Annotated in this window: 8 protein-coding genes and 2 pseudogenes; 6 read left to right on the forward strand and 4 right to left on the reverse strand. The window is 67.7% G+C overall.

From position 1 onward, the window contains the following. Nucleotides 1-64: 64 nt before the first annotated feature. Both nirD and nirB read right to left on the reverse strand, forming a co-directional pair. A complete protein-coding gene (gene nirD, locus DS837_RS21540) occupies nt 65-421 on the reverse strand; it encodes a nitrite reductase small subunit NirD (protein ID WP_035677835.1) in 357 nt (118 codons plus the stop codon). Nucleotides 422-427: 6 nt separating this feature from the next. After that, nucleotides 428-2,893, reverse strand: coding sequence for a nitrite reductase large subunit NirB (gene nirB / locus DS837_RS21545; protein WP_149166621.1), 2,466 nt, complete (start codon nt 2,891-2,893; stop codon nt 428-430). A gap of 645 nt (nt 2,894-3,538) precedes the next feature. On the opposite strand from nirB, the gene DS837_RS21550 reads away from it, so the two are divergent. The 5 genes from DS837_RS21550 to DS837_RS21575 all read left to right on the forward strand — a co-directional run bounded on the left by DS837_RS21550 (nt 3,539) and on the right by DS837_RS21575 (nt 9,818). Beyond that, nucleotides 3,539-4,939, forward strand: a complete 1,401-nt coding sequence (locus DS837_RS21550) for a CmpA/NrtA family ABC transporter substrate-binding protein (protein ID WP_149166622.1) — start codon at nt 3,539-3,541, stop codon at nt 4,937-4,939. Nucleotides 4,940-5,099: 160 nt separating this feature from the next. Then, nucleotides 5,100-6,191 carry an ABC transporter permease gene (locus tag DS837_RS21560; protein WP_149166624.1) on the forward strand — a complete coding sequence of 364 codons (1,092 nt, stop codon included), beginning with the start codon at nt 5,100-5,102 and terminating at the stop codon, nt 6,189-6,191. Between the two features lie 13 nt (nt 6,192-6,204). Further along, nucleotides 6,205-7,869: an ABC transporter ATP-binding protein gene (locus DS837_RS21565; protein WP_149166625.1), complete on the forward strand. Its 1,665-nt coding sequence runs from the start codon at nt 6,205-6,207 to the stop codon at nt 7,867-7,869. Nucleotides 7,870-7,916: 47 nt separating this feature from the next. Next, nucleotides 7,917-8,519, forward strand: coding sequence for an ANTAR domain-containing response regulator (locus DS837_RS21570; protein ID WP_149166626.1), 603 nt, complete (start codon nt 7,917-7,919; stop codon nt 8,517-8,519). 531 nt (nt 8,520-9,050) lie between these two features. Continuing rightward, nucleotides 9,051-9,818, forward strand: coding sequence for an IS6 family transposase (locus DS837_RS21575; RefSeq protein ID WP_149166643.1), 768 nt, complete (start codon nt 9,051-9,053; stop codon nt 9,816-9,818). 116 nt (nt 9,819-9,934) lie between these two features. On the opposite strand, the pseudogene DS837_RS21580 reads toward DS837_RS21575, so the two are convergent. Together DS837_RS21580 and DS837_RS21585 are read right to left on the reverse strand one after the other, a co-directional pair. Beyond that, nucleotides 9,935-10,423: pseudogene (locus DS837_RS21580) on the reverse strand (recombinase family protein); the annotation flags it as partial. Further along, on the reverse strand, nt 10,404-10,589 hold the full coding sequence (locus DS837_RS21585; RefSeq protein ID WP_211102379.1) for a hypothetical protein: 186 nt from the start codon (nt 10,587-10,589) through the stop codon (nt 10,404-10,406). The gene DS837_RS21585 and the pseudogene DS837_RS21580, both read right to left, overlap by 20 nt. 61 nt (nt 10,590-10,650) lie before the next feature. Between DS837_RS21585 and DS837_RS21590 the strand changes: the two are divergent. Continuing rightward, a pseudogene (locus tag DS837_RS21590) lies at nt 10,651-11,199 on the forward strand (IS66 family transposase); the annotation flags it as partial. Nucleotides 11,200-11,216: the final 17 nt, after the last annotated feature.

Consider the following 11,216-nt stretch of genomic DNA (forward strand, 5'->3'; position numbering starts at 1 on the left):
CTCCCGCGCTGGCGCGTGGGCCCCTCCCTCTCCCGGGGCGGGAGAGGGGATTTCAGATCGCGCGTCACCCATGGCCGCACCCTCCACGTCCCGGACGGAAGGCCGCCAGCCCGAGTTGCACCGCGCCGTCCACCACCCGCACCGGGCAATGGCCGGCGCAGCCCTCGTCCGGGCCGACCGCTTCGCCGCTGGCGAGGTCAATCACCCAGCTGTGCAGGGGGCAGGTCACCCGCGCGCCATGGACGATGCCCTGCGACAGCGGGCCGCCGGCGTGCGGACAGCGGTCCTCCAGCGCGTAGACCTCGTCCGCCACGGTGCGGAACAGGGCGATGTCGCCGAAGTCGGTCCGCACGACGCGGGAGCCCTGGCGGGGAATGTCCTCGACCGAACCGACGGTGATCCAGGAAATGCTCTGATCCATGTGACGTTACCCCACCTGTGCGAGCGGTGCGAATTCGTGACGGTCCACCGACCCGCTGGCCCGCTCGGCCCAGGGATCGTCCTGCGAAAAGCTCTGGGAGAAGAGGAAGCGGGCATTGAGCGCCGCGCGGCCTTCGGCATCATCGACAAGCCGGCGCTTGATGTGGTCCAGCCCGACGCGCTCCAGCCACGGGGCGGTGCGCTCCAGGTAACGGGCCTCCTCACGGTAGAGCTGCATGTAGGCGCCGGTGTATTCCAGCACCTCCGCCTCGGTCTCCACCTTCACCAGCAGATCGCAGGCCCGGACATGCATGCCGCCGTTGCCGCCGACATGCAGCTCGTAGCCGCTGTCGACGCAGACGACGCCGAGGTCCTTGATGGTCGCCTCCGCGCAATTGCGCGGGCAGCCGGAGACGGCCAGCTTCACCTTGTGCGGGGTCCAGGTGCCCCAGGTCATCCGCTCCAGCTTGACGCCGAGGCCGGTGCTGTCCTGCGTGCCGAAGCGGCACCATTCCGACCCGACGCAGGTCTTCACCGTGCGCAGCCCCTTGGCGTAAGCGTGGCCGGACACCATGCCGGCGGCGTTCAGGTCCGCCCACACCGCGGGCAGGTCCTCCTTCTTCACGCCGAACAGGTCGATGCGCTGGCCGCCGGTGACCTTCACCGTGGGGATGGCGAACTTGTCCACCACGTCGGCGATGGCGCGCAGCTCCTGCGCGCTGGTCAGCCCGCCCCACATGCGCGGAACGACCGAGTAGGTGCCGTCCTTCTGGATGTTGGCGTGGACGCGCTCGTTGATGTAGCGGGAGCGGCTGTCGTCCTTGTAGTCGCCCGGCCATTCGCAGAGCAGGTAATAGTTCAGCGCCGGACGGCAATGGTGGCAACCGTCGGGGGTGCGCCATTCCAGCCGCTGCATCACGTCGGGGATGGTTTTCAGTTCCAGCGCGGTGATGGCCCGGCGCACCTCGTCGTGGGTGCGGTCGGTGCATTTGCACATCGGCTTGGCCTTCGCCTCGCCCGCATAGCTGTCGCCCAGCGTCAGGGCCAGGAGCTGCTCCACCTGACCGGTGCAGCTTCCGCAGGAGGCCGAGGCTTTGGTATGAGCCCGCACCTCGTCCAGGCTGGACAGGCCCTTCTCGGTGATCGCCGTGACGATGGTGCCCTTGCACACGCCGTTGCAGCCGCAGATCTCCGCACTGTCGGGGAGCGCCGCAACGGCGGCCTTAGGGTTTGCCGCCCCCTCGCCTCCGAACCCTTGCCCGAAGATCAGGGTGTCGCGGACCGGCGCCACCTCCGTGCCGTCCTTCAGCATCTGGAAGTACCAGCCGCCGTCCTTGGTGTCGCCGTAGAGCACGGCGCCGAGGATGCGGTTCTCCTTGACCACCACGCGCTTGTAGACGCCGCGGGCGGCGTCGCGGAACACGATGTCCTCGCAGTCCTTGCCGCCGGTGAAGTCGCCCGCCGAGAAGACGTCCACCCCCGTCACCTTCAGCTTGGTCGAGGTGACGGAGCCGGTGTAGGCGGCCTCCGTACCCCCGGCCAGCCGGGCAGCGGCGACCTTGGCCATCTCGAACAGCGGGGCGACGAGGCCGTAGGTCTGGCCGCGATGCTCCACGCACTCGCCGACCGACAGGATCGCCGGGTCGGAGGTGGTCATGGCGTCGTCCACCTGGATGCCGCGCCCGCAGGCTAGCCCCGCCGCCTTGCCCAGCGTCGTGTTCGGGCGGATGCCCACGGCCATGACCACCAGATCGGCGGGAAGCTCCTGCCCATTTTTCAGGCGAACCGCGGAAACGCGCTCGTTGCCCACAATTTCAGCAGTGTCGGCGCCGGTCAGCACGGCGATGCCGCGACGCTCCAGCTCGTGCCGCAGCAGCGCTCCGGCGGAGCGGTCGAGCTGCCGTTCCATCAGCGTGTCCATCAGGTGCAGGACCGTGACGTCCATGCCCTTGACCTTCAGCCCGTTGGCGGCCTCCAGCCCGAGCAGGCCACCGCCGATGACCACGGCGCGTCCACCCCTGGCCGCCGCCTCCAGCATCGTGTCGACATCGGCGAGGTCGCGGAAGCCGACGACGCCGGGCAGGGTGGAGCCGGGAACCGGGATGATGAAGGGGGTGGAGCCGGTGGCGATCAGCAGCCTGTCATAGGGCACGGTCAGGCCGGAGATGGCCGTGACGGTGCGGTTCGCCCGGTCGATCACTTCCACACGGTCGCCGGTCAACAGCTTGATTCCGTTGGTCTCGTACCAGTCGCGCCCGTTCAGGACGATCTGCTCGAAGGTCTTCTCCCCGGCCAGCACGGGGGAGAGCATGATGCGGTTGTAGTTGGGGTGCGGCTCGGCACCGAAGACGGTGATGTCGTAACGGTCCGGCGCCTTGGCCAGCAGTTCCTCCAGCGTGCGGATGCCGGCCATGCCGTTGCCGACGACGACCAGCCGTTCGCGCGGAGTGGATGGATTGGTGTGCGTGCTCATGCTGTGTGCCCTCTTGCGAGGCCGCGAGGCCGAAAAGAAAAAGGCGCCCGAAGCCCTGGGGACTCCCGCGGGATTCCCAGGGTTTCGGACGCCGTTGTCCGGGTGGTTCGCCGTCGAACCGGCCATGGCGCCGTTGCCTTGGCCCTGATCTGCCCATCCTTCTGGCAATCCGCGTGCCAACACTGGCACCAAGGTATGAGAAAGGGACCGGAATGGCGGATTTCCGCCATTTGCGAGGCTCCGCCACCACTGGCGCATGGCGGGAGTGTCGGGACCTGAACACGCGCTTTTGTCCTGCATCGAACAAAAAGCGGTCCGAAAGCCGACAATTTGTGCAATGCGGCACCACCAAGGTACTAGCACAAACAATAGGCAATTCGCGTCAAAGCCGCAGAAACAAAGACCTTTGGATCTGTTTGGACGCCCGCTCAGCCTTTGGCATGGTCTTTGCGAGAGGAACGGCGGGACGCGCCAACGGCGGTGCGTCCATCCCATACGCCCAAGGTTGGGCCCCTCGGCACCGTCGCTGACCCGGTTCGACAGCCCTTCATGGCTGGAGAGCCCTCAACGGCGCGTCGCCGGTGGGGCGTTGGATCGAGGTCGGGCGTGCCGCGGGGGTCCGGAACGAGAGATGGAGCGACCAACGTGACCCGAGACGTGATCCGATTTCCCGCCTCCCCCCGCACCGCCCTGCTGTCCGCCGCCGCCACGCTGGCGCTGATGCTCGGGACCGCCCAGGCCGCTCCGCTCGACGTGGAGAAGGACCAGCTCAAGCTGGGCTTCATCAAGCTGACCGACATGGCGCCGCTCGCCATCGCCGCGGAGAAGGGCTTCTTCGAGGACGAAGGCCTGTCGGTGACGCTGGAACCGCAGGCCAACTGGAAGGTGCTGCTCGACCGCGTGATCTCCGGGGAGCTGGACGGCGCCCACATGCTGGCCGGTCAGCCGCTGGGCGCCACCATCGGCTTCGGCACCCAGGCCAACGTCGTCACGGCCTTCTCGATGGACCTGAACGGCAACGGCATCACCCTGTCCAACGAGGTGTGGGAGCGGATGAAGCCCAACCTGCCCAAGGGGCCGGACGGCAAGCCGCTGCACCCGATCAAGGCCGACGCGCTGAAGCCGGTCATTGCCCAGTACCGGGCGGAGGGCAAGCCCTTCACCATGGGCATGGTCTTCCCCGTCTCCACCCACAATTACGAGCTGCGCTACTGGCTGGCCGCCGGCGGCATCAACCCCGGCTACTACGCGCCCAACGACGTGTCGGGCCAGATCCAGGCCGACGCCCTGCTGTCGGTCACCCCGCCGCCGCAGATGCCGGCGACGCTGGAGGCCGGGACCATCTTCGGCTACAGCGTCGGCGAGCCGTGGAACCAGCAGGCGGTGATGAAGGGCATCGGCGTGCCGGTCATCACCGACACCGAGATCTGGAAGAACAACCCGGAGAAGGTCTTCGGCGTCACCGAGGGCTGGGCCGCCAAGAATCCCAAGACCCATCTGGCGCTGGTCAAGGCGCTGATCCGCGCCGCCATGTGGCTGGACGAGAACGACAACGCCAACCGCGCCGAGGCGGTGAAGATCCTGGCGAAGTCGGAGTATGTGGGGGCCGACGCCAAGGTCATCGCCAACTCGATGACCGGCACCTTCGAGTATGAGAAGGGCGACAAGCGGGCGGTTCCCGATTTCAACGTCTTCTTCCGCTACAACGCCACCTATCCCTTCTATTCCGACGCCGTCTGGTACCTGACGCAGATGCGCCGCTGGGGCCAGATCGCCGAGGCCAAGCCGGACGCCTGGTACGACGAGACCGCCCGCAAGGTCTACAAGCCGGAGATCTACCTGAAGGCTGCGCGGCTGCTGGTGGAGGAGGGCAAGGCCAGGGAGGCCGACTTCCCCTGGGCCAGCGACGGCTACAAGCCGCTGGACGAGGGCTTCATCGACGGCATCGCCTACGACGGCCGCAAGCCCAACGAGTACCTGACCAAGCTGCCCATCGGCCTCAAGGGCGGGCAGGCGCTGCAGGGCGGCCAACTGGTCGGCGGTTGAGCGCTTCTTTCCCCGGATGACCCGCGCAAGTGGTCGCGACGGGCCCCCACCCTAACCCTCCCCCGCTACGCAGGGGAGGGGACAGACACCCTCCCCTGCGTAGCGGGGGAGGGCCGGGGAGGGGGCATCGGCGCCCCGCGCCAAACAGAAAGATCACCCCATGACCAGCGTGACCGAAGCCTCCACCCTCTCCTCCGCCGAGGCGATGCGCGCCCGGCGCAAGGCCCGTCTCGCCCACAGCCTAAACCGTGCCGCCGCCACCCTGCAAATTGTCGGGCTCGGCTGGCTCAGCCCGCTGCTCCGCATGGCCGCCGGGGACAGCCCGCGCCAGCAGGGGCGGGAGCTGTGGCAGCAGATGGGCGTGCCGCTGACCGCCCTGATGCTGTTCCTTGCCGCCTGGGCGTGGCTGGCGCCGCAGGTGAACACCAGCCTGGGCGCCATCCCCGGCCCCGCCCAGGTGTGGGAGCAGGTGGGTGTCCTCCACGCCGACCATCAGGCCGAACGCGCCAAGGAGGCCGCTTTCTACGACCGGCAGGCCAAGCGCAACGCCGAGCTGCTGGCGAAGGACCCGAGCGCCGAGGTGAAGACCCGGCCCTACGCCGGCAAGCCGACCTATCTGGACCAGATCGTCACCAGCCTGAAGACGGTCTTCACCGGCTTCCTGCTCGGCGCGCTGGTGGCGGTGCCGCTGGGCGTGGCCTGCGGCCTGTCGCGCACGGTCAACGCGGCGATGAACCCGCTGATCCAGATCTTCAAGCCGGTGTCGCCGCTGGCTTGGCTGCCGCTGGTGACCATGGTGGTCAGCGCCACGGTGTCGAGCGACAACCCGACCTTCGAGAAGTCCTTCCTGACCTCGGCCGTCACGGTGACGCTCTGCTCGCTGTGGCCGACGCTCATCAACACGGCGGTCGGCGTGTCCTCCATCGACAAGGACCTGATGAACGTCGGCAAGGTGCTGCAGCTGTCCGGCCCGACGATGGTGCGCCGGCTCGTGCTGCCCTCGGCGCTGCCCTACATCTTCACCGGCCTTCGGCTGTCGCTGGGCGTGGGCTGGATGGTGCTGATCGCGGCGGAGATGCTGGCCCAGAACCCCGGCCTCGGCAAGTTCGTGTGGGACGAGTTCCAGAACGGCTCCTCCTCCTCGCTCGCCCGCATCATGGTGGCGGTCTTCACCATCGGCCTGATCGGCTTCCTGCTCGACCGCGTCATGCTGGCCTTCCAGGCCGCCGTTTCCCACACCGGCACCCGCTGAGGAGTCCCCGAGCATGGCCATCCTTGAGCTGAAGAACGTCGCGAAGTCCTACGGCGGGACCGAGGTGCTGCGCGGAATCGACCTGTCCATCGCGGAGGGGGAGTTCGTCGCCATCGTCGGCTTCTCCGGCGCCGGCAAGACCACGCTGGTCAACCTGATGGGCGGGCTGGCCGCCCCCGACGCCGGGGAGGTGCTGTTCCGCGGCCAGCCGGTGCGCGGGCCGGGGGCGGAGCGCGGCGTCGTGTTCCAGAACTACTCGCTGATGCCCTGGCTGAGCGTGAAGGACAACGTGGCGCTGGCCGTGGACGCCGTGCACAAGGGCAAGCCGTCGCCGGAGCGCGGCGTATTGACCCGCCGGGCGGTGGAGACGGTCGGCTTGGGCCACGCCACCGACCGCCGTCCCAAGGAGTTGTCCGGCGGCATGCGCCAGCGCGTCGGCTTCGCCCGCGCGCTCGCCATGAGCCCGGAGATGCTGCTGCTCGACGAGCCGCTGTCGGCGCTGGACGCGCTGACCCGCGCCAAGCTCCAGGACGAGATCGAGGCGATCTGGCGCAAGGACCGCAAGACGGTCGTCCTCATCACCAACGACGTGGATGAGGCCATACTGCTGGCCGACCGCATCATCCCGCTGACGCCGGGCCCGGGGGCGACGCTCGGCCCCGCCTTCGCGGTGGACCTGCCGCGCCCGCGCGACCGCACCGCCGTGAACCATGACCCGGACTTCAAGCGCCTGCGCGCCGAGGTCACAGCGTGGCTGATGGAGGCCGGGGCCAGCCGCGCCGCCGCCGCGGTGGACGAGACCCTGACCCTGCCGGCGGCGACGCCCATCACCGCGGCACCGCCGCCCAAGGCTTATCTGGCTGGGCAGCCCGGCGGCCTGTCCGACGACCGTTATGTCGAGTTCAGCCGCGTCACCAAGACCTTCGCCACGCCGAAGGGGCCGCTGACCGTGGTGGACGGCTTCGACCTGAAGATGCGCAAGGGGGAGTTCATCTCCCTGATCGGCCATTCGGGCTGCGGCAAGTCCACCGTCCTGTCGATGGTCGCCGGGCTGGCCGACGTGTCCAGCGGCGGCATCGTGCTGGACGGCCGGGAGGTCGACGGCGCCGGCCCCGACCGGGCGGTGGTCTTCCAGGCGCCCAGCCTGTTCCCCTGGCTGACCGCGCTGGAGAACGTCATGCTGGGGGTCGACCGCGTCTACCCGCAGGCCGGCCGGGGGGAGCGCGACGACATCGCGCGCTATTACCTGTCGCGAGTTGGGTTGGGCGACGCCATGCACAAGAGGGCGGCGGAGCTGTCCAACGGCATGAAGCAGCGCGTCGGCATCGCGCGGGCCTTTGCCCTGTCGCCGAAGCTGCTGCTGCTGGACGAGCCCTTCGGCATGCTGGACAGCCTGACCCGCTGGGAGCTTCAGGAGGTGCTGATGGAGGTGTGGGCGCGCACCCAGGTCACCGCCATCTGCGTCACCCACGACGTTGACGAGGCGATCCTGCTGGCCGACCGTGTGGTGATGATGTCCAACGGGCCGAACGCCCGCATCGGCCACATCCTGGAGGTGGACATCCCCCACCCCCGGACCCGGCAGGCCCTGCTGGAGCATCCCCGTTACTACGCCTACCGGGAGGAGTTGCTGAATTTCCTGGAAGGCGGGCATCACGGGACGGTGAAAGCGGCGTGAAATGGGCGGCATGAACGGGGCGGCGTAAGGGGAAGGTGAGAACGGCGATGGCGAACAAACCCCTGACCATTCTTGTGGCCGGCCCCGACGCCACAGCGACGCGGGCGGTGGAGGACGGCTTGGCCGGGGCGGGGGGCCGCGACCGGATCGCCGACCGGATCGTCGTGGTCCATGGCTTCGCCGATCTGCCAGCCCGCGTCGCCGCTCGGGCGCCGGACGCGGTCGTCGCTGTTTTGGCAACATCGGACCCCGCGACGCTGGACGGCGTCTTCCGGCTGGCCCGGTCGGGTGCCTGCGCCGTCGTCCTGTTCGCCGACAAAGCGCCGCCGGGGGCAGCCGCGCAGGCGGCGGAGGCCGGGGTGGCCGCCTTCGTCCTGGACGGTCTGCATCCCGCCCGCGTGCGGCCGATCCTGGAAACCGCGCTGGCCCGCTACGCTGCTTTTGAAACGCTGAAACGCGAACGCGACGAGGCTCGGACGCAGCTCGCCGACCGTAAGCTGATCGAGCGGGCGAAGGGCATCCTGATGCAGCAGAAGTCCCTGACGGAGGAGGCGGCCTACAACGCCTTGCGCAAGGCCGCCATGAAGCAGGGCCGCCGCATCGCCGACATCGCGCAAAGCGTCATCACCGCCGCCCAGATCGAGCTGTGACGCGTTTCAGATCAAGCACTTCGGAGGGAGATTGTACTAAAAGGCCGCTTCACTTCCTTGACTGGAAGATTGGCGCTCAAACGACCCGGTGATGGTGCGCGCCCTCGACAGTGCCAAAGCTTGCGGATCGCGGCAAGCCGTCTGTTTGTCCCGATTGAGATGATGGACCCGTTCCGGCGGATCGATGGCAGGAACAGCCGCGCCGTCTGGAGCCCGCCGCCGACGTTGAGGGTGTCGCTTTCTCCTGAAAATTTTCTCGTGTTCTCACCAAGGTCGTAGCGACGAATCAAGGGTATCCGTGCGATTGTTGCGGCTCACAATTTTCTTGCCGCCGAACGCTTTCGCGGGAGGGCCGATGGGATGGGACGGGAAGCCGACGACCCACCGAGCCACCCGCGCTGGGCCGAGGCCGAACGCCTCGCCACACACCTTGACCGCATCCTTGAGCGCTTCCCGCCGCACAGCGAGGGGCTCTGTTGCAAAGTTGGCCGGCAGGCGGCGGAATGGCTGGATGCTGTTGGGAGCCACGCCGTGTCGGACTTCAAGGGACGCCACTTCGAGGGTGAGATTGTGCTCTGGGCGGTGCGCTGGTACTGCCGATACGGCATCAGCTACCGTGATCTCGAACAGATGATGGCCGAGCGCGGTGTTTCGGTCGATCACTCGACCATTTACCGTTGGGTGCAGAAGTACGCGCCGGAGATCGAGAAGCGGTTACGCTGGCAGTGGCGCTGTCCGAGGTCGACCAGCTGGCGGGTCGACGAGACCTACGTGAGGGTCGGTGGCAAGTGGACCTACCTGTACCGTGCCGTTGACAAGCATGGCAACACCATCGACTTCCACCTCTCTCCCACGCGCAACACCGCCGCCGCCAAGCGCTTCCTGTCCAAGGCGTTGAACAGCTTGAAGGCGTGGGAGACGCCGACGGTCATCAACACCGACAAGGCGCCAACTTATGGGCCGGCCTTGGCGGAGCTGAAGGCTGAGGGCAAATGTCCCGAGGAGACCGAGCACCGGCAGGTCAAATACTTGAACAATGTGGTGGAAGCCGACCACGGCAAGTTGAAGCAGTTGATCCGCCCGGTGCGGGGCTTCAAGACCCTGAAGACAGCCTACGCAACGATCAAGGGCTTTGAGGTGATGCGGGCGCTCCGCAAAGGCCAAGCGTCCAGCTTCAACATCACCCGCGACATGCGGGGCGAGGCGCGCCTCGTCGAACGCGCCTTCAACGTCGGACCCTGCGTGCTCACCGAGGCCGCCCAGTTCATCAGCCAGCAGCTCGAACTCCAGGATGCATAGCATCGGCGGTGATGCCCGTAACCATCATCTCGCGCCTGCCGGTAAACTTTGCAACAGAGCCCCTCTCGGTGCCAGATGTAGCCGATCGGCACGCTGATGCGCAGTTCGCCCCGCCGCGCCTTGCTGCGGGCGGCATCAAGCATCCGGGTCCGCAGCACTCCCAACTCGAACTCGCTCATGCTGCCCTTCATGCCCAGCAGCAGCCGATCGTTCGGCCGCCCCGGATCGTAGATGCCGTCGAGGTCGATGACCCTGGCCTCGACGAGCCCGCAGAGTTCAAGCAGGTGGTGCCAGTCCCGGCCGTTGCGGGCGAGCCGGGAGGCGTCGAGGCACAGCACGGCGCCGATCTCGCCTGCACAGAGCGACGCCACCAGCCGCTCGAACCCGGGCCGCGCCATGGTGCCGCTGGCGGAGCGCCCGAGATCGTCGTCAATCACCTCGACCCGGCGGAAGCCTCGGCGCTTGGCCGCATCAACGAGTTCGTACTGCCGGCGTTTGCTCTCCAGGTTGGTCTGGACCTGCGCCGGGGAGGACTGGCGGACGTAGACCACGGCCTTGCGCTTGAGCACCGACGGCGGCAGGAGATCAGTGTTCGCCATCGTCATGCTCCCCGGTTCCGGCACCTGCGGCTTCCATCAGGAGAAGGGCCAGTTGCACCACCGCCGCGGCGCGGTCGGCCGGGCTGATCGTCCGCAGCCTTGCGGTGTCGAAGGCCATGCTGAACTGACGCCGGGTCTTGGCCCGTCGTGTTGATGCTGACGGCATTTTCATGTCGCTCCTCCGGGACGATGATCGCATCGCCTGGAGAGCTTCGCCTGAATCCGCCGTCGCTCAGCTGGCGCTGGAGGCGGTGCGGCGCATCGACCCGCTGTTCGACATCGAGCGCGAGGCGCTGGGGCGTTCGGCGGCCGACCGTCTGGCGCTGCGCACCGAGCTGTCCAAGCCCCGGATCGAGGAACTGGAGACCTGGATGCGGGCGGCCCGGGCCGGGATGTCGAAGCACGCGCCGGTGGCCAAGGCGATGGATTACATGCTGACCCGCTGGGAAGGCTTCACCCGTTTCCTGCGTGACGGACGGGTCTGCCTGACCAACAATGCCGCCGAACGAGCGTTGCGCGGCATCGCCCTGGGAAGACGGGCATGGTTGTTCTGCGGATCGGATCGAGGCGGGCAGCGCGCTGCCGCCATGTACAGCTTGATCGTGAGCGCCAAGATGAACGACATCGATCCCCAGGCGTGGCTGGCCGACGTCCTGGCCCGCATCAACGATCGTACGCATCCGGTGAGTGACGCAGGTGCGGATCGAAGCGGTCAGCGTCCCGTTCGGTGGATTTGGATGAGTTCCTTGAGGTTCTCGACGCCATCCTCGGTCAGGGCATAGAACCACTGCTCGCCTGG

It is taken from the genome of Azospirillum brasilense (assembly GCF_008365405.1).
Taxonomy (GTDB): Bacteria; Pseudomonadota; Alphaproteobacteria; order Azospirillales; family Azospirillaceae; genus Azospirillum; species Azospirillum brasilense_D.

Bases quoted from the DNA above. Each gene is read 5' to 3' on its own strand.
- DS837_RS21570 (WP_149166626.1), top strand. From the start codon at position 7,917: ATGGCGAACAAACCCCTGACCATTCTTGTGGCCGGCCCCGACGCCACA.
- nirD (WP_035677835.1), bottom strand. From the start codon at position 421: ATGGATCAGAGCATTTCCTGGATCACCGTCGGTTCGGTCGAGGACATT.
- DS837_RS21585 (WP_211102379.1), bottom strand. From the start codon at position 10,589: ATGAAAATGCCGTCAGCATCAACACGACGGGCCAAGACCCGGCGTCAG.
- DS837_RS21565 (WP_149166625.1), top strand. From the start codon at position 6,205: ATGGCCATCCTTGAGCTGAAGAACGTCGCGAAGTCCTACGGCGGGACC.
- DS837_RS21560 (WP_149166624.1), top strand. From the start codon at position 5,100: ATGACCAGCGTGACCGAAGCCTCCACCCTCTCCTCCGCCGAGGCGATG.
- nirB (WP_149166621.1), bottom strand. From the start codon at position 2,893: ATGAGCACGCACACCAATCCATCCACTCCGCGCGAACGGCTGGTCGTC.